Here is a 21,876-nt window from a genome sequence, read left to right on the forward strand (position 1 = left end):
CTAAACCTCGTATACTGGTTGTGGATGATAATCGGGACGCAGCCGATTCGTTCGCCATGCTACTTGAATTAAGCGGCTATACTGTTGAGGTATGCTACAGCGGTGAGCAGGCGATAGCGGCTGCCGAGCAGGGGAAGCCAGAGGTTATGCTGCTCGACATCGGAATGCCTGGCCTGAATGGCTATGAAACGGCCCGGCTGATCCGGCAGCACGACTGGGGCCGCAGCCTGATCCTGATCGCCCTAACCGGCTACGGGCAGGCCGACGACAAACGGCTGAGTCGAGAAGCTGGTTTCGATGAGCACTTGGTCAAGCCTGTCGAGGTAGAGGAATTGGTTCAGTTGCTGGCGTCGATCGTTCCGCCGAAATCCCGTCCTGCGTTCTAACCCTTATCGCGACTCCGTTGACAACCCATGATCTGCACAGTACCCGGGCATTATCGACACGGCAACCAGTTTGTTAGAGAAAGTGCTCACGGACGCTGATCGGGTTAAATGTCAGGATATAATAAGCCGGCATATGAGCGCTGCCACCCACCTGAGAAAGCCACTTACTCAGTCGAAGCGATCAGCAAATCCACCTCCGGCATACCCTCCTGCAGCACAGTTCAGATTAGATCGCACTGATCTGGATTATCATCAATGATGAGAATTTTAGTTCTCTGTACATTACGCCGGGGCGTGGCCGGTGCAAGGGGCTACCTTTCTGTGACTTCTTCGAGCAGATGAGCAAGCCCAAGGAGGGCAACCATCATGTTCTTGTTTGCTCCCTCAATAGGCGGGGGAGGTTAGCCTTAGCATACTGCTCGGATGAGGTCAGTCGTCCTTCTTGCCTCAGGGACATGAAAAGCCCGGCCGTCTGGCCGGGCTATGAGTTGCAATCAAGTTTGACCGGCCACTTTGGGACGCCAGTGGATTAACTATACCGGAGCCTACTTAGGTGTCTGTTCCCTGTGCGTTTGGGTAAACCATCGCCCCACCTAGGTTAACTTGGAACTACATGGGGTATTTTGCCCGATAAGCAGCAAGTGGGCGTAAGCATCCTGGAGAGGCGGGGTTTTCATCACGGGAAGAATAGCTCTTTCAGCTTCGATAAGAGTACCGTTTTCGATAGACTCAGGTACATGTAGGGAGGCATCGATACCGTTTTGAGTAGCGTTCGTTCATCAGTCTGGACGTTGGCAATTCGGACTTCCCCAAAAAACTGAATGCCCACCGTCTTTTCAAGAAAGCCCATCTGGATGATGTGGTTAGCGCCACCCGGAGAAGTAGAGCCCCGTTCAATGTAGACGGTCGTACCCCCATAACTGTATTTCAAGATGAACTCATATTTTCGGCTGCTGTATTCGGCTCCAATCTGTACCCCGGTATAGATCTGGGAATAGGTCGTCTCCCGACCAAATGGCACAGTTGGTCGTTGGGGTGTCGTGCCATAGAACAGCGGCGTTGAACGCACCACCCCGCTAGCTAAAGTCACCGATGGAGGCGCCGGTACGTCTCGAACCGAATTGACGACAAAGGCTGTGCTGTCAAGGGGATTCGCAATGTAGCTAAAGTCAAACCGCCGGTTGGTTACCCAGGCGAAGTCAAAATTCAGCCCGAAGAGTAACCGCCATCGGGGATCGCTGGGTATCGTGTAGGCTATGTTGACGGGGATGTTGAGGCCAATGTTTCGGTTCTCGGTTTTGTAGGTGAGCAGGGGGCGCTGGTTCCAGTAGCGAATTTTGTTGGATTGCGCCAGGGTGACCGTATCGACGGTAATAAAATTCTGGGGCGTTGCCCGGCTGGTGTCGACCTGCTGCGGACCTACGCCGTTGTTGTAGTAGATCCGTATCGGAAACCGAATGTCAAGAGCATCGGTGATCCGGATGGCCGGCCTGAACTGAACGTCTGTATACACGGATCCTATGCCAAGCCGCCGATTGATGAAATCGATATTGCCCCCAATATTGCCGAAGAAAAAGTATTTCTCTTTGATCGAATCCGGCTCAACAGCATCTTCGAGTTGGTAAGCGCGTTTAGGCGAACGAGTCAAGCGACTAATGGAACTCCTACCAGCGGGCATGATCGGAGTTGTCGTTGAGCGAAAGGCGTTAGCGGAGCGCGTATTGGTAGCAGGTGTGTTCAGCGCCAGTAATTGGGCTGCGGATGAGTCCAGGGGCCAGGCGGTTAGGTTCGTAACCGAATAGGCGGCATCACGGTGTCGGTGGTAGGCAATCGACTGCCCCTTGAGCTTTGGGGTGATCGATTGCATCAAGATCAGGAGTGTAAAGAGGTGTTTCATGGCATGACAGCGAATGAATAAAATGGACTAGATAGGGTATTACGGTACCCCTTAGGGCGTTGCCAATATTGACCCAGTCCCAGGATTGTACAAGGGGGTATTTCCCCCATCCGGTGAGGGAAAGCACGGTTTATATAAGGTTGACTTGGCAGCCAACTACGAGAATAGAATCCTGTTGCACAACGTCTTGGTCACCAACGACGAAACAGTGGTTATGAAATGAAGAAACACGTATGTGAAGTATCAGGCTAGCACGAATAGCCTGGTTGATGGCCGAACCCGACAGGGCCAGCCATTGCATCGCACAAGAGCATATGCTTTCGATCTAACTACGTCGTAAAAAAGGCCATGCTTAGCCTCACGTACTCAGGCAACTCGCTTATTCTGAGACGTTGATTCGTGAGATGGCTATTTGCGACAAGGTGAAGCTCAGCTTTCAGTTGTATAATTTTGTAGGCCATCATCTCAATAAATGGGGCTACTTGCCCTACAGGGATGACTCTCTACTAGCCAGTCCTGGTAACGTTAACTAGATTTGTCTATGAACAAGCCGGTACTGGAGGTCATTGTTGTCGGCGCGGGACATGCCGGCATCTGCGTCAGTTATTATCTGACCAAACAAGGTGTAAGCCATCTGGTCTTTGAGCAGGGACAGATCGGGGAAACCTGGCGCTCCCAGCGGTGGGATTCGTTCAAGATGAACTCGGCCAACAACCTAAATCTGCTGCCCCAACAGGCTCCCTATTTTGAGGACCCCGATGCCTTTAGCGGGGCAACTGAATTTGCCTTGGCACTGGAGGCCTACGTACAACAGGAAAATTTGCCGGTCAATGAATTCGCTACGGTATTGTCCGTGCACACAGAACAGGAACGGGCTATTTTTCGGGTTACCGTCTCGGAAGTGGGTAAGGAGACAACCTATTTCAGCCGACAACTGGTTATTGCTTCGGGTGGGCAAAATAGAATTCGTGTGCCAGACTTCGCCAATCACCTGGCCAAATCGGTAGTGCAACTGCACGCCAGTGACTACAAAAATGCCCATCAACTTCCTGACGGAAATGTGCTGGTGGTCGGGAGTGCCCAATCCGGCACTCAGATCGCCCAGGATTTGCTGCGTTCAGGCCGGAAGGTTTTTCTCTCGACAGCCCGGGTTGGCCGGCTTCCAAGACGATACCGGGGCAAAGATATTTTTGACTGGCTGGTTGAGCTTGAGTTTTATGAAACGCGTACTGACGAGGTAACTGACCCAGCCTTGTTAACTGTAAAAAACCCGCAGGTGTCGGGGGCAGGGGCGCGGGGGAAAACCACGAGTTTACAGTCCCTAGCCCGAAGTGGAGCCGTCCTACTGGGCCGAGCGTACAGAGCCGAAGCCACTACTCTTTTTTTTCAGCCCACTACCGCTTCGAACGTCAGGTATGCGGACGAATTTTCCCGGCGTATAAAACAACGCATCGACGAGTACATTCAAAAAAACAAGGTATTTGCTCCGCTTGCCGAGGTTGATCCGGATGATGTGCCAGATGAAGATGCCTCCTGCGCCTCTGATCGGACTAGCCTGAATCTAGTGGAGGAAGCTATTACCTCAATCATCTGGACGACCGGGTTTAGCGGTGACTTCAGCTACCTGAAACTGCCCGTGCTCAATGAAGAGCAGTTGCCACGGCATCGAAACGGGGTTGGCGAAGTGAAAGGCCTTTATTTTATCGGGCTCCCCTGGTTAAGGAAACGGAAATCGGCGATAATCCTGGGAATCAGTGAAGATGCAGAGTTTATTGTTGATCACATTGTAAAAAGCAGCTTTTTGGGCAGTACGTAAACAAAACGTCCCAATGAATTCCATGGTTGCCCTTCAGGAAATAAGGCCGTTCCCTACTCGCTGATCCAGCATCGAATCCTCATGACCCATAGTGGTATGCCTTTAGGCGTAGGCTACGTACTGGATTAGACAAAAAGTAAAATCTACGTCTCGTAAAAACGCTCTTCTTGAACAATAAGCTTAAACGCGAGTTACTACAACCGAACGAAATACGGCTTTACGTATCTGTTCCTTTCGTCTGGTTGCCTAGTTGGGATCACTTCCTCCAGCCGAACCGCTCCTGCCGGGTGTAGAGATCTTGCTTTTTCAATCATGATAGCCTCTGCCCATTCCGAGTCGATTCCGCTAGGCCAACTCGCTTCCTTTCTGGCCACCCGGCGCTAGGCCCTACTAGCCAATTGGCGAACCGCTTGTGAGGCCGATCCGGGCCTAAGAGAAAGAGTGTCCATGAACTTGTTGGCTAAATGGTCCTCTTTTCTTCTTGTGTCAGTGAGTCTGTTAACGTTGTGCCCAGCACACATTTCTGACTTCAATTGAAAATAAACTGGGGTCCACTAGAGCTTTCTAAGGCAGGTTACCAAAAGACCAATCAAACTCGTTATCCCTTTTAGCATGGCTCGACGAACAAACGCCAACGACCGGGACGACAAAGCAGCATCCGGATTTGTCCGCGTGCGGGGAGCGCGAGAGCACAACCTCAAAAATATCGACGTCTCCATACCACGCAATCAGCTGGTGGTTTTCAGCGGTGTCTCCGGCTCGGGCAAGTCGTCCCTGGCTTTCGGCACCCTCTATGCCGAAGCACAGCGACGGTATCTGGAATCGGTTTCCCCCTATACCAGACGGCTGATCGATCAGGTCGGCGTGCCGGATGTCGATGCTATTGATGGCCTGCCACCCGCCGTCGCCCTCCAGCAGCAACGCGGCACGCCCAATGCTCGCTCGACGGTGGGTAGTCTGACAACACTCTCGAGCCTGGTGCGTATGCTCTACTCACGCGTGGGTACATACCCCCCCCGCCAGACGATGCTGTATGCCGAGGATTTTTCTTTCAACACCCCCCAAGGGGCTTGTTCCTGCTGCCAGGGCATGGGCCGCGTGCATACCATGACCGAAGAGTCGATGGTTCCCGATCCGTCGCTGACCATCCGCCAGCGGGCCATTGCGGCCTGGCCCACGGCCTGGGGCGGTCAGAACCTGCGCGATATTTTAGTCTCCTTGGGCTATAACATCGACATACCCTGGAAAGACCTCCCCCAAAAGGACCGACAGTGGATTCTTTTTACGGACGAGCAGCCGACGGTTCCCGTCTATGCAGGCCTTACACCCGCCGAAACGCGTCAGGCTCAGCGACTGAAGATGGAACCGAGCTATCAGGGAACCTTCAGCAGCGCCAAGCGAAACCTGGAGCACACGCTTGCCAATACAGAAAGTGCCGCCATGCGCAAACGCGTGTTGCAGTTTATGATTAGTAGCCCCTGCCCGGTATGCCACGGCAAGCGCTTAAAGCCCGAGGCCCTTTCGGTTACCTTCGCTGGCTACGACATCGCCGATCTCTCGCATCTCTCCCTGGAACAACTGGCAGACATTATCAGGCCGGCCGCGAATGGCGAGTTTGCCGCCGACAGGAATCCGTCAACGTCGCTGGTAAGTCGCCAGGCGGCCAAAGCCGCGCTGGATCGGCGCGTACAGGCCGGTGGCTCAGCACACAAGGGCGCCCCTGATGTGCGCCGTACGGATGATCTCTCGCCAGAAAAGCAGATCGCTGCTGAGCGACTGTGCGGTGATCTGCTGGCTCGCCTGACCACGCTCATCGAGCTGGGACTTGGTTATCTGTCGCTTGACCGCAGTACGCCTACCTGCTCATCCGGTGAGTTGCAGCGGCTGCGGCTTGCTACTCAACTCTCTTCCCAGCTCTTTGGGGTCATCTATGTGCTGGATGAGCCGACGGCTGGGCTGCATCCGGCCGATGGCCACGCGCTCTTCGACGCTCTGGACAGGCTCAAAGCATCGGGGAACTCACTTTTTGTGGTCGAACACGACGTTGAGTTGATGCGTCGTGCTGACTGGCTGGTTGATGTTGGCCCTGAAGCGGGCAGCGCGGGCGGGTGCATTCTTTACAGTGGAGAGCCACAAGGTCTTAGGGGGGTCAGCGAGTCCCGCACCAAGCCCTATCTGTTTGAGGAAGCACCCCGGCTCCCGTCCCCCAACCGTCCTCCTAAAGGCTGGCTACGCCTGAAAGGAGTCCGACGAAATAACCTACAGGGGGTGACTGTTTCCTTTCCGCTGGGTTGCTTTACTGCAGTGACCGGTGTCTCGGGGTCGGGTAAATCCAGCCTGGTGAGCCAGTCGCTGCTGGATCTGGTGGCAGCGCACCTGGGTGTGAGACGGGAAGAGGCCGAAGAAGATACGCTGGAAAATACCCCCGCCGAAAAAACTATCGGTCAGCTGGAGGGCGATGTCGAGGCCATCCAGCGACTAATTGAGGTGGATCAAAAGCCAATCGGACGAACGCCACGCTCCAACCTGGCTACCTATACCGGACTTTTTGATCAGGTTCGAAAACTCTTTGCCGCCACGCCGGAGGCCCGTAAAAGACACTTCGATGCCGGCCGTTTTTCCTTCAACGTCGCCAAAGGGCGGTGCCCCACCTGTGAAGGAGAAGGCCAGGTCAGCATCGAGCTGCTGTTCATGCCGAGCGTGTATGCCCCCTGTCCGACCTGTCATGGCACACGCTATAACGAAAAGACGCTGGAGATTACCTGGAACGGCAAATCCATTGCGGATGTGCTGGGCATGACGGTCGACGAAGCCTGCCTGTTTTTTGCTCAGGAAGCGTTGGTGCTGCGGTCTCTGGACACGCTGCGGGCTATTGGCCTGGGTTATCTCAAGCTGGGGCAAAGCGCGACCGAGCTTTCCGGCGGGGAGGCCCAGCGCATCAAGCTCTCCACCGAACTGCAACGTACCCAACGGGGCACCACTCTCTACGTGTTGGACGAGCCGACCACCGGCCTGCATCCTCGGGATGTCGACCGTCTTCTGGTTCAGCTGAACCGCCTGGTTGATGCGGGCAACACCGTTATCGTCGTCGAGCATGATATGCGTACGGTCGCCCAGTGTGATTGGGTCATCGATGTGGGACCCGGAGCGGGAAATCAGGGCGGCACGATCGTTGCGGCAGGCCCACCCGCCCAGATTGCCGCGTATCAGGCAAGCCGCACGGCCCCATTCCTGGCGAACATGCTAAAGCCCGAGCTAAGTCCCCCTTAATCAACGTAATAAGTCTATTGGCCCTATCACAGGTTTCGAATGAATGGCAAAAAGTAGGACCAGAGTCGTACGCTTGCTAACCATCACGTATTACAAACTTTTAAACTCATATATCATGGAAAAACTGTCATTACTGGCTCGTGTTCAGGCAAAACCTGGCCAGGAAGCTACTGTCGAGAACTTTCTGAAAGAAGCGTTGGCGTTGGCCCAACAGGAAGAGGGCACCCTTCGTTGGTATGCCTTCAAGATCAATGAGAATACCTTTGGTATTTTCGACACATTTGCCACTGAAGATGACCGGCAAGCCCATCTGAACGGAGAGATTGCCAAGGCGTTGCTGTCCAATGCTGATGCGCTACTGAGTGCGCCCCCTGTGATCGAACAGCTTGAATTACTTGCCGTCAAGTAACTGTTATAACCGGGTAGCGACTTTCGTGTTTTGGCAAGCCCAGTACGAAAGTCGCTACCCGGTTACTAATCATGCGACATTTATTGTATCCTCAAAATACCCTCCCTTTGAAATACTCGAACCGCGACCTCTTCGAGCAAACGAGCACGCACAAGGAGAGCAACCATCATGTTCTTGTTTGCTCCCTCAATAGGCGGGGGAGGTTGGCCTTAGCATACTGCTCGGATGAGGTCAGCACGTCCTTTCCCGGGCTTTCTATCCTCGCAGCGTAGTTCATGCCCGCTACGACGATCAGCACCAGCTTTGACGGATGAGTCACCTCCTGCTTTGGAGTTGTGCACTAAAGAAGCCGAAAACCATCCCTAGAAGGAGCGACATGGGACGAGCACTGAAGTTACTACTCGCTGATACAGCAACGTACCCAGCCTTGCCAGTGAGGCATAAAAAAGCCCGACCATGTTGACCGGGCTATGAGCCTCCTACGGGATTCGAACCTGCGACCTACGCATTACGAATGCGTCGCTCTACCAGCTGAGCTAAGGAGGCTTTTACGATAAGCGGCTGCAAATATAGTGTTTTCGTAACGTCAAGCGCAAGCATCCTGCCGCGAATTCGGTAAATTTGCCCTATGATTTCCATTACGAACTTATCGTACTACCTCGGCAGTCGTGCCCTCTACGAGAATGCGTCGCTGCACATCAAACCGAACCAGAAAATTGGCCTGATCGGGCTGAATGGTACGGGCAAATCGACGCTGCTGCGCATCATCGACGGCGAATACCAGCCTGATGGCGGCACTATCTCGAAAGCGGGCGACGTCACTATCGGCTTTCTGAACCAGGATCTGCTTTCCTACCAGACCGACGACTCGATTCTGTCGGTGGCGATGCAGGCTTTTGCCCGGCAGCTGGCCCTTCAGAAACAGATCGACGAGATCCTTCATCAGATGGAGACTAATTACACCGACGATCTGGTGGATAAGCTGGGCCGGGCGCAGGAGGAATTTGAAGGGCTCGATGGGTATTCGGTACAGTCGAAAGCCGAGGAGATTCTGGAAGGGCTGGGTTTCAGCACCGATGACCTGCAACGCCCCCTCCGCACGTTTTCGGGGGGCTGGCGGATGCGCGTAATGCTGGCGAAGCTGCTGTTGCAACGCCCGTCGCTGCTGATGCTCGATGAACCGACCAACCACCTTGACTTACCCTCGATCAAATGGGTCGAGAAGTACATTCAGACCTACGAAGGAGCCGTAATGGTGGTGTCGCACGACCGGGAATTCCTGGATAACGTGATCGATGTGACGGTGGAAGTAGCCAACGCCAAGCTAATCTACTACGCCGGTAACTACTCGTTCTATTTGGAAGAGAAGGCGTTGCGCAACGAGATTCAGAAAGGGGCTTTTGAAAACCAGCAGGCCAAAATTCGCCAGACCGAACGCTTCATCGAGCGGTTTAAGGCGCAGGCGACCAAAGCCAAGCAGGCCCAAAGCCGGGTGAAACAACTTGCCCGCATGGAGCGCATCGACGACGTGATCGACGAATCGGCGCGGGTAAACTTCAAATTCCAGTTTTCGACCCAGCCAGGCCGGCACATTCTGCACCTCGACGACATCACGAAAGCCTACGGTCACAAGCGCATCCTGACGCGGGCCGACATTCGGCTCGAACGGGGCGACAAAGTGGCGCTGATTGGGGCCAACGGGAAAGGTAAATCGACCCTGCTGCGGATCATTTCGGGTTCAGAACCCGTCACGGAAGGCCGTCGGCAGTTAGGCCACAACGTCTCGTTTAGTTTCTATGCCCAGCACCAGTTGGAGTCGTTGAGTGTTGAGGATACGCTGCTGGATGAACTGAAACACGCCAACCCCAACAAGACCGAGGGCGAACTCCGAGGCGTACTGGGCTGCTTCCTGTTCTCCAACGACGAGGTATTCAAAAAGATCAAGGTGTTGTCGGGGGGTGAGAAATCACGGGTGGCGCTGGCGAAGGTACTGCTCTCGCAGGCCAACTTCCTGCTGCTCGACGAACCGACCAACCACCTGGATATGCAGTCGGTGAATATCCTGATTCAGGCGCTGGAGCAATATGAAGGTACGTACGTGGTGGTTTCCCACGATCGGTATTTCGTGTCGCAGATTGCCAACAAAATCTGGTACATCGAAAACGAGCAGATCAAGGAGTATCCAGGTACGTATGATGAATACGAAGAATGGATGGCCAACCGATCACCCGAAGAACTGGCGGCCGCAGCCGCCCCGCCCCGGCCCGCCGCCGTGCAGCCCTCGGCCAACAGCGTACCCAAACAAGGGTCTGACAGCCAGCGCAAGGAGTGGCAGCAGGCACTGAAGAAAGCCAATCAGCAAGCCGAAGAAGCCGAAGCGAAGATTGGCCAGCTTGAGGCGAAGAAAAAGCAACTCGAAACCGAACTGGCTGACCCCAAAACCTATGGCTCCAACGGGGCTTTACAGACCCGGCAGGCCGATTACCAGCGGATTTCGGGTGAGCTGGGTACGTTGCAACAGCAGTGGGAAGAGGCGATGCTCGAAGCCGAAGAACTGGAAGGAAAGCTGAAAGCCTAACGATCCATCACGATATCGGAAGACCGGCCGCTAGGTCGGTCTTCTTTGCGTTGGCTCAACTGTTTCGATATGGCCGGTTGAGCTTTTTGCGTTTTCCTTTAAAAACGCCCTTCGTGGGTAGTTCATGACAACATCACGTTATACCCGCTGGGCCGTTTTCGTCGCGCTGTTTGTCGGCTGTGGTTTCGCTGGAAAAGGGGTTGCGCAGGCGCATATCGCTACCGAAGACCGCATCTACGACTCTAAAATTGCCACGGTGCTGCTGTACCCGCAGGTGGGTAGTGCGCTGGGCGCGGCGCAGGGAGGACTACCCGCGCAAAGCCTGAACGTACCCATCGGCAAGCTCGACGATCAGGAGGCGGCCCCGATGCAACTGGAATTCGACGACCTGACAGCTACGTACCGCAACTTCCGGGCAAAAATCCTGCACTGCAATACCGACTGGAAACGCTCGGTGCTGAACGACATCGAGTTTACGTACCAGTATAACGACAACCCGATTGTCGATTACCAGATCTCGATCGGCACGAAGGTGCCCTATTACCACTACCGCTACACGCTGCCCCGGCTGAAGCTGCCCGGCAATTACGTGTTGGTGGTGTTCAACGAAAATCGGCCCGACGAGGTGCTGTTTACCCGCCGGTTTCGGCTCTACAGCCAACGGGTAGGCGTGGCCGCGGGCGTTCGGTTCAGCACCGACGTGAGTCAGCAGTTCAGCGATCAGCAGATTGATTTCTCTATCCAGTACAGCGCCTACCAGAGCCAGGTGACGTCACCTCAAGACGATTTTCGGGTGATTGTCCGGCAAAACTACCGCGACGACCGCACCGTGACCGACCTGCGCCCGACTAACGTACGAGCCTTCGACCAAACGCTTGAGTACCGCGCCATCGACCTGCGCAACACCTTTCCCGGTGGGAACGAATACCGCTATTTCGACACGCGCACGGTGCTGTCACGAGCCAATTTCGTGGAGCGAATCAACCGGTTGGCCGATAAAACCGTGGCTTATGTGCAAACCGACCGGCCGCGCAGCACAGTGGCTTATACTCAGTTTGATGATTTCAACGGTCTGTTTGTAATCGACCACCGCGAAACAGGCGACGGCGCGACCAGTGCCGACTACATCGAAACGGTCTTTACGCTGCTGGTCGACGAATTGCCCAACGCCACGGTCTATGCCAACGGGGCGTTCAACTTCTGGGCGCTGAATGACCGAAACCAGCTGACATACGACCCGGCGCTGGGCGGCTATCGGGGCCGGATCTGGCTCAAACAGGGCGTTTACAACTACAATTATTCGGTGATGGGCATTGCGCCGCCTGTTACACGATCGGGCATTGTACGTGATGGCAACGAGACGCTCATCGAGGGTGATTTCTCGCAAACCGAAAACGCTTACGAGGTGTTTGTGTACCACCGCCCGCCCGGTGCCCGCGCCGATCAGTTGATTGGGTACACCCAGGTTCAGTACGGGGCTCGGCGATAGACAAGCCTGCTTGGTGCTTGTATCTTGAGGTCAACAACCGATCGAGGTTGATTTAGCCGTACCTTTGCCCCCTTTTTCGGCGAAATCGTGTCTGTTAAACAAGGCAGGTGCGGTGTCACAAAACTGGCAACGAAGGGTAATGGGCACTATTTCTTGTGGAATTGATTTTGGGACGTCAAACTCAAGTATTGCCGTCGACAACGGCGGAACAATCAGCCTGATTCCGGTGGAAAATGGATCGGTGACGATGCCGAGTGCCATCTTTTTTCAGCAGCGCGACAACAAGGCGGTTTACGGCCGGGTGGCGGTGAGCCGCTTTCTGGACCGGCATTCGCCCGACGGGGCGGGGCGGTTTATGCGCAGTCTGAAGCGCGTGCTGGGTACGTCGCTGATGAAGCAGGGCACGCTTGTCAATGGCGCGTCCATGAATTTCAGCACCATCATCGCCGGGTTTTTGAAGCAATTGAAAAACAAAGCCGAAGCGCAGGTCGGGCAGGAAATCAGTTGCGTGGTGATGGGGCGCCCCGTTCACTTCGTTGATAACAACCCGGACGCTGATGCACAGGCACAGACCGAACTGAGAGCCATTGCTCAGCGGATCGGTTTTACGCAAATCGATTTTCAGTTTGAACCCATCGCGGCGGCCTTTGCCCACGAAGCCCGGCTGACGGGCGAAAAGCTGGCGATCGTGGTCGATCTTGGCGGCGGTACGTCCGATTTTACGGTGATTCGGTTGTCGAACCGATTCATCAACAAGCCTGATCGGTCATCGGATATTCTGGCCAACACGGGGGTACGTATCGGCGGAAACGATTTCGATAAAGACCTGAGCCTGGCGGCGATCATGCCCGAACTGGGCTACCGGAGCACCTACGGCGAAAAAGGACTGGAGGTACCGCTGAAGCCCTATCACGATCTGGCGGAGTGGAGCAAGGTCAACTTTCTGTATACGCCGAAACAGCTTATGCAGGTACGTCAGCTGCTCCATCAGTCGCACGACAAAACGCGCTTTAGGCGGCTCCTGACGGTGTTGGAAGACGAAACGGGCCACGCGCTGCTGGCGGCGACCGAATCGACCAAAATTGCCCTTACGGATGCGGCTGTTCACGGCGCAGCGCTCGACTTTATTGAGCCCGGTTTTTCGGTACCGGTCACGCGGGCGTTGTTCGATGAAGCTATTCAGGAGGAAGTGGCGCAGATTGCCGAATCGGCCCGGCAATGCCTGCGCGAGGCGGGTGTAAGCCGCGATGCCATCGAGCTGGTGATTCTGACGGGTGGCTCCACGGAGGTACGTTCCATTCAGGACACGTTCAAGCGCCTGTTTCCCAACGCCGCCCTCGCCGATCAGGATAAGCTATCCAGCGTTGGCCTCGGCCTCGCTTACGATAGCCGGGCTAAGTTTTCTGGGTTCAACGTACAAGGTCCAATGGCCAACGTGGGCTGACGCAAACAGAATGCGCGTCAGCCCACGTTGGCCATTGGACCTTGTACGTTGAACCCCCTTTACGCCAACACGGCTGAAACGAGTTGTTCCAGAATGTAGCGGCCGTCGGTGTTGCCGAGGGCGGGGTCAGCAGCGCGCTCGGGGTGGGGCATCATGCCAAAGACATTGCGTTGGGCATTACAAACTCCGGCGATGTTCAGCAGACTACCGTTGCAATTGGCTTCGTCGGTCACGTTGCCCTGCGCATCGCAGTACCGGAACAGCACCTGATCGTTGTCCTGAATGCGGGCCAGCGTGTCGGCATCAGCAAAATAGCGACCATCTCCGTGGGCGATGGGAATTTTGTAGGCTTTACTGGCATCGAGACCGGCCGTCAGCAGGGCGCTTTTCGACTCGGGCTTCAGATGCACGTTCTTGCAGATGTACTGTTGGCTGGTGTTGCGCAGTAGCACGCCGGGCACCAGTTGCGCTTCGGCCAGAATCTGGAACCCATTACAGATACCCATCAGGTAACCACCCCGGTTGGCGTGGGCAATCACCTCATTCATGATTGGCGAGAAACGCGCCACGGCCCCCGTGCGGAGGTAGTCGCCGTAGGAGAACCCACCGGGCAGGATAATCAGGTCGCAACCTTGCAGGTCGTGGTCTTTGTGCCACAGCTTAACCACCTCCTGGCCGCTGAGCGGCGAGGCAAGGAGTTCAAACGCATCCACTGCATCCTGGTCGCAGTTGGAGCCGGGGAAAACGACTACGCCAATTTTCATAAGATACTAGACAGGTTGTAGAGCAACGAAAAAAGGCCGCAGGCTATTCAGCCGCTTTGTCTTCTTCGGCTGCCGTTGATTCGTTAGTGGCTTCGGCTTCGATAGCGGGCGTTTCGTCCGTTTTCTCGAACGTCTCCGGCGCGTACTGGCGCAGGATGGTGTACCAGCTGATCAGCTTGCGGATATCGGTGTCGCGAACGCGTTCCCGGTCGTAGTCGGGCAGCACCTGCGCCATGAAATCGGCGAGCTCTGATCCGTCGGCTTTGGCCGTTACGGGCAGCGTGTCGCCAAAGGTATCGGCTACGCTCATCAGAATGTCGCTGAGCGGCACCGACTGTTCATTCTGGGGGGCGTCGGGGCGGTCAACGTACATCGAGATGTCGTTCAGCACCGATACGCGGGCTTGTGGCCCCATCATGGTCTTGGCCTTCTTCGCGTCGATGGTTTCGACGATAACGCCAGACCGGCCCGGCTTAAGAATACGATATAGGCCTGGATAGCCCGAGATATTGGCAATTGTTTTTAATGCTTCCATATGTAAGGGCAAAGATACGACGCTGAGTTGGCATTGGGGAACTGTAGATCAGCACGAACGACTTTTTAGGAGCTTGGGTCTTGGACGTTATTCTTTGTTCATGTCGTCCAGATAGGCGAGGATCTCCTCGCGGCCTTCGCCCGTGGTAGCCGAGGTGATAAAATAGGTGGGGAACGTATCGAAGATCTGGGCGACGGCGGCGTGGTAGATTTCGAGAGCCGTTGATCGGGCGCCTGATTTCAATTTTTCGGCTTTGGTGAATACCAGCACAAAGGGCAGGCGCTCTTCGCCAAGGCGGGTAATGAAATCCAGGTCGATCTGTTGCGGCGGAATGCGCATGTCGATCAGCACGAAAATGCAACGCAGGCTTTCGCGCCCGGTCAGGTACGTCGAAATCATGCCAGCAAACTGATCGCGCACGTTTTTGGGCACTTTGGCGTAGCCATAACCCGGCAAATCGACCAGATACCAAGCCGTTTCTCCTTTGGGCGTCAGTTTGCCGCTGTTGATGCTAAAGTGGTTGATCAGCTGGGTTTTGCCCGGCTTTCCCGACGTTTTGGCAAGATCGCGCTGCACCAACCGGTTGATCAACGACGATTTGCCGACATTCGACCGGCCGATAAAGGCGTATTCGGGACGGTCGGGTTTGGGGCACTTGGCGGGATCGGAGTTGCTGATAACGAACTCAGCCTGATGGATTTTCATGGTACAAAGATAACGCGCCGGGCTGCAACAACGGCTGCTCTATGACTTACTCAGTAAGTCGGTATGGCGTGCCGGGTATTACTTTAGCGATATGAAACCGTCTTTTGTTCAGAAGCTACGTGGCTCGTCGGCCCTGCTGGGTACGTTGGTATCGCTACCCGCGCCCCAAATCAGCGAGATGCTCTCCTCGGCAGGATTCGACTGGCTGTTTATCGACCTGGAACACAGCACACTGACGCTTGCCGACTCCCAACGGCTGTTACAGGCCATGCGGGGTACGTGCAACGGGGTAATCCGGGTAGCTGAGAACAGTGCGGTCTGCATCAAACAGGCGCTCGATCTGGGTGCCGACGGCGTTATCATTCCCCAGGTCAATTCGGCCGCAGAAGCGCGACAGGCGGTGCAATGGGCCAAATACCCGCCGCTGGGTAACCGCAGTGTGGGCATTGGCCGGGCGCACGGTTATGGCGCCACGTTCGGCGAGTACGTAGCGCAAGCCAACGACACAACGGCGCTACTCATTCAGATTGAGCATATTCGGGCAGTCGAGCAATTGGACGAGATACTGGCGGTGCCGGGCATCGACGGGGTATTCATCGGCCCCTATGACCTGTCGGGCAGCATGGGGCGGTTGGGTGAGGTAGGACATCCGGCTGTTCAGGAGGCCATCCAGCGTGTAAAAACAGGTTGTGCCCAGCGAGGCATGCCGGTAGGTACGTTCGTGCTTCAGGCCGAAACCGCCGAGGCCGAGCTGGCTAGTGGCGTTCAGTTTATTGCGGTGGGCACAGACGCGTCGTTTATCTGGCAGTCCGGGCGGGCGCTGGTAGGGCAGCTGACGAAGCAAGGCTAGGGCTCGCGTTGGTATAACCCGTTCTGACGCATGGAACGTACCTACTGACCCGAAAGCAGTGGTCTTGTTAGCTACTTTCGGGTCAGCAGGTACGTTAGTTAAATTTGCTGGCGTCGAGGCGGAAAAAGCGGACCGCGTTGTTGAACAGAATGTCGCGCTTTTGATCGAACGACAGATAGTCGGCGTTTTCGATCACGCTGATCGAGGTTTCAAATAGTTTGGGCCACATCATGAAATCGGTGCCGTAGAGAATCCGTTTGCCAAACCCAGCCTGAACGAGCCGTTTCAGATACGCGTGAATTTCGGCCTGCGGATAGCTCCAGATGAAGCCCGCCAGATCGACGTAGACATAGGCGTTTGAACCCATCAGGGCAATCATCTCATCAATCATGGGATAGCCGGCGTGCATTACCCAGATTTTGAGCTTCGGGTGCTTGGCCAGCATATCTTCCAGCAGGAAAGGCCGCCCCAGCGACGCCCGGTATTTGGCCTGCGTGAGGTTGGCCATCCCATTTCCGCCCGTACCCATATGAATACCCACGGGAATGTTCAGTTTTTCGGCAGCGGCAAAATAGCCATCCAGTGACGGATCGCTTGGCGAAAGGCCCTGATATTGCGGCGCTACTTCACCCATTACTTGGTAGAAACCCGACGAAAGTGAGTCGGTAAACGCTTTTACGCTCATCTCGTTGGGCGAACTGATGCCGATACCGGGAATCACGCGGTTGGGGGCCGCCTTTTTCCAGCGACGCAGAATGGTGGGATCACCATAGGCCACGATGGTCATGTTCAGGCGTTCCATCGTCGCCAGCACGGCCGCTTCCATTTCGGCATCGGACTTAGCAGGTTGGAGCGGATCAACGCATTCGGTATTCAGAAAGGCCCGCATCTGTTGATTGGGGTCGCCCCCCGGCATATCGCGCAAAAACCAGGGGCACATCTCAAGCGAAAAGCTAGGATTCACCTTCATAGCGTGCACATGGACGTCAATGATGGGCAATGGCCGTTTAGGCGGCGTAGTTTGAGCCAGGCCGTTGCTTAAGACAAACAGGCTCAACAGGAGCGGTATATAGAATTTCATCGGCAGAGGAACAGTAAACAGGAACAGAACGTACCTGATGAAATCAGGCTTTATGTAAAAAGTACGTAAAGGTTATAATCTCCTTACCATTTGGGCCTGATGAGGTCAGGCAATCGATGAAATCGCGCGTTTTATCAGTAAACAGCTGTGGCAATGATGCCAGGCAGGATAACAGTGGCTAATTATTTCAGCCATTTTTCCGGGGGCTGGTTAGGGTATGAAGGGCCACGTTGCCCATTAACTAGTAAGATGTTGGATGTTGCTATGCCAAACCAATCTGCCTCCCTCGACGAACTGAGCGTCAACACCATCCGGCTGTTGGCCGTCGATGCCATCCAGAAAGCCACCAATGGTCACCCCGGCTTGCCACTAGGCGCTGCGCCAATGGCCTATGTGCTCTGGTCGCGCTTTTTGCGCTTTAACCCCCAGGACCCCCATTGGCCCGATCGCGATCGGTTCATCCTGTCGGCCGGGCACGGAGCCGCGCTGCTGTACAGTATGCTGCACCTATACGGCTATGACTTGCCGCTCGACGAACTCAAGCGCCTGCGGCAATTGCACTCCAAGACGCCGGGCCACCCCGAATCGAATCTGACGCCGGGCGTGGAAGTGACCACCGGTCCGCTGGGACAGGGGTTTGCCAACGGCGTAGGCATGGCGATGGCCGAAGCGTTTCTGGCCGCTACCTATAACCACGACGGGCATACGGTGGTCGATCATTATACTTATGTACTCGTCAGTGACGGCGATCTGATGGAAGGCATTGCGTCGGAAGCGGCGTCGCTGGCGGGGCACCTCAAGCTGGGTAAGCTGATTTACCTCTACGATGACAACCTTATTTCGCTCGATGGCCCGACCGAACTGGCGTTTACCGAAGACCGAATGCTGCGCTTCGACGCCTATGGCTGGCATACGCAGCACGTAGCCGACGGCAACGACCTGGATGCCATTGAAGCGGCTATCCGGGCAGCACAGCAGGAAACGGAACGCCCGTCGATCATCGCCGTCCGAACGCAGATCGGTTATGGCAGTCCGCAGGCTGGTACCAGCAAAGTGCATGGTAGCCCGCTGGGCGACGAGAACCTGCGTAAGACAAAAGAATTCTTCGGTTTCGACCCAGACCAGTCGTTTGTGATTCCCGACGAGGTGAAAACGCACCTGATGGAGCCGGGCCAACGCGGCGCTGAGCTACAAGCCAACTGGACGCAGCGATTTGCCGCCTACAAACAACAGTTTTCGGCCAAAGCCAAGCAGTTCGACCAGTCGTTTGCGGGTACGTTGCCCGACGGCTGGGACGCCGATCTGCCCCGGTTCGAGCCCGACGAAAAAGGCATGGCTACCCGGCAGGCGTCGGGTAAGGTGCTGGAGGCCCTCAAGCAAACCGTACCGTATCTCTTTGGCGGCTCGGCCGATCTGGCGTCGTCCAACGTGATGCCGACGAAAGACAACCTGAGCTTTCAGCCCGGTCATTACGGGCAGTCGAACGTCTGGTTTGGGGTGCGCGAACACGCGATGGGCGCCGCCCTCAACGGCATGTCGCAACACGGCGGTGTGCATCCATACGGAGGTACGTTCCTTAACTTCTCCGACTACATGCGCGGGGCCATTCGCCTTACGGCTCTGGCCGAGTCACGGGCTACGTTCGTGTTTACGCACGACAGCATTAGCGTGGGGGGCGATGGGCCAACGCACGAGCCTGTCGAGCAACTGATTTCATTGCGGGCCATTCCCAACATCATCGTGCTGCGGCCTGCCGACGCCAACGAAACGGTGGAAGCGTGGCGGTTGGCTATGCAGACACCCAAGACACCCGTGCTGCTGATTCTGTGTCGGCAGGAGCTACCCATTCTGGATCAGACCAAATACAGTCCGGCGCGCGGCCTCGAAAAGGGAGCCTACATCCTAAGCGAAGCCGATGGCGAACCCGAATTGATCCTGATCGGAACAGGTTCGGAAGTGTCGCTGGTGTTGAAGGCGCAGGCCGAACTGAAAAAGCAGGGCATTGCGGCGCGGGTAGTGAGCATGCCATCGTGGGAGCTGTTCGAGCAGCAGGATCAGGCGTATCATCACGAGGTATTGCCGCCATCTATCCGGAGGCGGCTGGCTGTGGAAGCGGGATCTCCGCTAGGCTGGCATAAATACGTCACCGACGAAGGGACTACCATCAGTATGAACCGCTTCGGGCTGTCGGGGCCCGCTGATGAGGTACTGGCTTATTTCGGCTTTACAGTCGAGAATGTAGTTGAACAGGCCAAGAAGGTCATGGCCGGGCAGCCGGGCGGCATCGAGAAAAAAGAAGTACTATCCTGAAAACGCGAAACCTTAAACGTCAAACACAAGAAATATGGCAACCAGTAACGTAAAACAGATTCACGAGTTTGAGCAGAGCATCTGGCTCGATTACATTGACCGGCCGATTATGAACTCCGGCGAGTTGCAACAGTTGATCGACGAAGACGGCGTGCGCGGGTTGACCTCGAACCCGGCTATTTTCGAAAAAGCCATCAGCAGCGGGTCCGACTACGACGCCGACATTCAGAAAATTGCTCAAGACGGCCACGATAACGAAGCCATCTTCTACGGTCTTGCCGTTGCGGATATTCAACGAGCCGCTGACATTTTCAAGCCGGTTTATGAAGGTGAGATACGGGGTGCCGATGGATACGTTAGTCTGGAAGTGTCGCCCTATCTGGCGCGTGACACCGACGGTACGATTGCGCAGGCTCGCGAGCTATGGAAGGCGGTGGATCGGGAGAACGTGATGATCAAAATTCCGGGCACAGCCGAAGGGCTCCCCGCCATTCAGCAGGCCATCAGCGAAGGCATCAACATCAACGTGACGCTGCTGTTTGGGCTGGAACGGTACAAGGCGGTGGTCGAGGCTTATATAGCGGGGCTCGAAGCGCGCGATCAGGCTGGCCAACCCATTGATTCGGTGGCGTCGGTTGCCAGCTTTTTCCTAAGCCGGATCGACGTACTCGTTGACCCGATGCTGGACGAAAAAGGGCTGGGCGAGCTGAAAGGCGAAGTGGCGATTGCACTGGCTAAGAAAGCCTACGAACACTATAAAGAGGCGTTCCACAGCGACCGGTTTAAGAAGCTGGCGGCAAAGGGAGCCGTTCCCCAACGCCTGCTTTGGGCCAGTACGGGCACCAAGAACCCGGCCTTTTCAGACGTGAAATACGTGGAGGCACTGATCGGCCCGAAAACGGTCAACACCGTACCGAAAGAAACGCTCGATGCGTTCCGCGATCACGGTCAGGCGGCGTCGCGGCTGGAATCGGATACGGATGCGGCTATGCAAGTGCTCGACCGGGTCACCAACGCGGGTATCGACCTTGAGGCGATCAGTCAGCAACTGGAAGCCGAGGGCATCGAGAAGTTCAACCAGCCGTACGCAAAACTGCTAGCCGCCATCGACAAGCAAAAAACCAAATCGGCCACAGACGTGGCTTAATCTGACCAATCGCTAACTTGCCCCTGAACCCGTCTGGTAGATGCGTGATGCTTCGCGCGTTAGTCAGACGGATTCAGGGGCAATTTTAATGCACGTTACACGATGGAATACAGACAATTGGGAAATTCGGGGCTGCAAGTCCCTGTCCTGAGTTTTGGTACGGCCACTTTTGGCGGCGGCACCGAGTTTTTTAAAGCGTGGGGCAGCACGCAGCTCGACGAGGCCAGCCGGATGGTCGATATGTGTTTAGAGGCGGGGCTTAACTTTTTCGATACGGCCAACGTCTACTCACGCGGCATGTCGGAAGAGATTCTGGGCGCAGCGTTGGAAGGACGGCGCGATAAAGCGCTGATTTCGACCAAGGCGACCTTCAAAATGGGCGACGGCCCCAACGATTTCGGCTCATCGCGCTTTCACCTCGTCAAATCCTGCGAAGACAGCCTGCGCCGCCTCAAAACCGACTACATCGATATCTATTTCATGCACGGGTTTGATGCCCGTACGCCCGTCGAGGAAACGCTAAGCGCGCTGAACGACCTGGTGCAAAGCGGTAAGGTACGCTACATCGGCTGCTCCAATTTCTCGGGTTGGCACTTGATGAAAGCGCTGTCGGTGTCGGAGCGCTACGGCTGGGCCAAGTATGTAGTGCATCAGGCCTATTATTCGCTGCTGAGCCGTGAATTTGAGTGGGAACTGATGCCGTTGGGTATGGATCAGCACGTCAGCACGATGGTGTGGAGTCCATTGTCGGCCGGGCGGTTAGGAGGTAAATACCGGCGCGAGAATCCGATGCCGGCCGATAGCCGGATTGCGCAGGGTGGGGGTGAAGGCCCGTCTATTCCCGAAGACTACTGGTATGGCATCGTGGATGTGCTCGACCAACTAGCCGACGAAACGGGAAAAACCGTCGCACAGGTCGCTTTGAACTGGGTGTTGCAACGCCCTACGGTCTGCAATGTTATCGTTGGTGCTCGCAATGAAGAACAACTGAAGCAGAATCTGGGCGCTATCGGCTGGACGCTGACGACTGAGCAGGTAAAGCGCCTCGACGCCGCCAGCGAGCGCGAAACAACGTACCCCTACTGGCATCAGCGCAAATCGCCGCACTTGGGGCTTGTTCCTGAACTGTATAAGTAGGGAGGAGGGCTGATAACGCGATCGCCAACCAACGCAAATGCTATGTCTTTCGCCACAC

16 protein-coding genes and 1 tRNA gene are annotated in these 21,876 nt (G+C 55.6%); 11 read left to right on the forward strand and 6 right to left on the reverse strand.

Going from position 1 to position 21,876, the window contains the following annotated elements; translation table 11 throughout:
- The first annotated feature begins 20 nt into the window (after positions 1 to 20).
- Positions 21 to 386, forward strand: a complete 366-nt coding sequence (locus ACAW74_RS27280; protein ID WP_370701480.1) for a response regulator — start codon at positions 21 to 23, stop codon at positions 384 to 386.
- A gap of 676 nt (positions 387 to 1,062) precedes the next feature.
- On the opposite strand, the gene ACAW74_RS27285 is transcribed toward ACAW74_RS27280, so the two are convergent.
- Positions 1,063 to 2,283: a hypothetical protein gene (locus ACAW74_RS27285; protein ID WP_370701436.1), complete on the reverse strand. Its 1,221-nt coding sequence runs from the start codon at positions 2,281 to 2,283 to the stop codon at positions 1,063 to 1,065.
- A gap of 541 nt (positions 2,284 to 2,824) precedes the next feature.
- Here ACAW74_RS27285 and ACAW74_RS27290 point away from each other — a divergent pair.
- From ACAW74_RS27290 to ACAW74_RS27300, 3 genes are all read left to right on the forward strand, one after another.
- Positions 2,825 to 4,099 carry a flavin-containing monooxygenase gene (locus tag ACAW74_RS27290; RefSeq protein WP_370701437.1) on the forward strand — a complete coding sequence of 425 codons (1,275 nt, stop codon included), beginning with the start codon at positions 2,825 to 2,827 and terminating at the stop codon, positions 4,097 to 4,099.
- 612 nt (positions 4,100 to 4,711) lie between these two features.
- Positions 4,712 to 7,369 (forward strand): excinuclease ABC subunit UvrA, encoded by a 2,658-nt coding sequence (locus ACAW74_RS27295; protein WP_370701438.1) that lies wholly within the window; start codon positions 4,712 to 4,714, stop codon positions 7,367 to 7,369.
- 115 nt (positions 7,370 to 7,484) lie between these two features.
- Positions 7,485 to 7,778 carry a putative quinol monooxygenase gene (locus ACAW74_RS27300; RefSeq protein ID WP_370701439.1) on the forward strand — a complete coding sequence of 98 codons (294 nt, stop codon included), beginning with the start codon at positions 7,485 to 7,487 and terminating at the stop codon, positions 7,776 to 7,778.
- A 473-nt stretch (positions 7,779 to 8,251) separates the two neighbouring features.
- On the opposite strand, the gene ACAW74_RS27305 is transcribed toward ACAW74_RS27300, so the two are convergent.
- Positions 8,252 to 8,324 (reverse strand) — tRNA-Thr (locus ACAW74_RS27305).
- Positions 8,325 to 8,406: 82 nt separating this feature from the next.
- On the opposite strand from ACAW74_RS27305, the gene abc-f reads away from it, so the two are divergent.
- From abc-f to ACAW74_RS27320, 3 genes are all read left to right on the forward strand, one after another.
- Positions 8,407 to 10,356: a ribosomal protection-like ABC-F family protein gene (abc-f, locus tag ACAW74_RS27310; protein ID WP_370701440.1), complete on the forward strand. Its 1,950-nt coding sequence runs from the start codon at positions 8,407 to 8,409 to the stop codon at positions 10,354 to 10,356.
- A 124-nt stretch (positions 10,357 to 10,480) separates the two neighbouring features.
- Positions 10,481 to 11,845 (forward strand): type IX secretion system plug protein, encoded by a 1,365-nt coding sequence (locus ACAW74_RS27315; protein WP_370701441.1) that lies wholly within the window; start codon positions 10,481 to 10,483, stop codon positions 11,843 to 11,845.
- A gap of 139 nt (positions 11,846 to 11,984) precedes the next feature.
- Complete coding sequence (locus ACAW74_RS27320) at positions 11,985 to 13,289, forward strand: Hsp70 family protein (protein ID WP_370701442.1); 1,305 nt, start codon at positions 11,985 to 11,987, stop codon at positions 13,287 to 13,289.
- 59 nt (positions 13,290 to 13,348) lie between these two features.
- On the opposite strand, the gene purQ is transcribed toward ACAW74_RS27320, so the two are convergent.
- The 3 genes from purQ to yihA all read right to left on the reverse strand — a co-directional run bounded on the left by purQ (position 13,349) and on the right by yihA (position 15,293).
- Positions 13,349 to 14,053 (reverse strand): phosphoribosylformylglycinamidine synthase subunit PurQ, encoded by a 705-nt coding sequence (gene purQ, locus ACAW74_RS27325; protein WP_370701443.1) that lies wholly within the window; start codon positions 14,051 to 14,053, stop codon positions 13,349 to 13,351.
- A gap of 43 nt (positions 14,054 to 14,096) precedes the next feature.
- Complete coding sequence (locus ACAW74_RS27330; RefSeq protein ID WP_370701444.1) at positions 14,097 to 14,588, reverse strand: DUF5606 family protein; 492 nt, start codon at positions 14,586 to 14,588, stop codon at positions 14,097 to 14,099.
- Positions 14,589 to 14,675: 87 nt separating this feature from the next.
- On the reverse strand, positions 14,676 to 15,293 hold the full coding sequence (gene yihA / locus ACAW74_RS27335) for a ribosome biogenesis GTP-binding protein YihA/YsxC (protein WP_370701445.1): 618 nt from the start codon (positions 15,291 to 15,293) through the stop codon (positions 14,676 to 14,678).
- A gap of 91 nt (positions 15,294 to 15,384) precedes the next feature.
- Between yihA and ACAW74_RS27340 the strand changes: the two genes are divergently transcribed.
- Positions 15,385 to 16,143: an HpcH/HpaI aldolase family protein gene (locus tag ACAW74_RS27340; RefSeq protein ID WP_370701446.1), complete on the forward strand. Its 759-nt coding sequence runs from the start codon at positions 15,385 to 15,387 to the stop codon at positions 16,141 to 16,143.
- A gap of 94 nt (positions 16,144 to 16,237) precedes the next feature.
- Here ACAW74_RS27340 and ACAW74_RS27345 read toward each other — a convergent pair whose 3' ends face one another.
- Positions 16,238 to 17,224 (reverse strand): amidohydrolase family protein, encoded by a 987-nt coding sequence (locus ACAW74_RS27345; RefSeq protein ID WP_370701447.1) that lies wholly within the window; start codon positions 17,222 to 17,224, stop codon positions 16,238 to 16,240.
- 264 nt (positions 17,225 to 17,488) lie between these two features.
- Between ACAW74_RS27345 and tkt the strand changes: the two genes are divergently transcribed.
- The 3 genes from tkt (at position 17,489) to ACAW74_RS27360 (ending at position 21,818) form a co-directional block, all read left to right on the forward strand.
- Complete coding sequence (gene tkt / locus ACAW74_RS27350; RefSeq protein ID WP_370701448.1) at positions 17,489 to 19,534, forward strand: transketolase; 2,046 nt, start codon at positions 17,489 to 17,491, stop codon at positions 19,532 to 19,534.
- A gap of 34 nt (positions 19,535 to 19,568) precedes the next feature.
- Complete coding sequence (tal, locus tag ACAW74_RS27355) at positions 19,569 to 20,681, forward strand: transaldolase (protein ID WP_370701449.1); 1,113 nt, start codon at positions 19,569 to 19,571, stop codon at positions 20,679 to 20,681.
- A gap of 102 nt (positions 20,682 to 20,783) precedes the next feature.
- Positions 20,784 to 21,818, forward strand: coding sequence for an aldo/keto reductase (locus ACAW74_RS27360; protein WP_370701450.1), 1,035 nt, complete (start codon positions 20,784 to 20,786; stop codon positions 21,816 to 21,818).
- Positions 21,819 to 21,876: the final 58 nt, after the last annotated feature.

This window comes from Fibrella musci (genome assembly GCF_041321105.1).
Lineage (GTDB): Bacteria > Bacteroidota > Bacteroidia > Cytophagales > Spirosomataceae > Fibrella > Fibrella musci.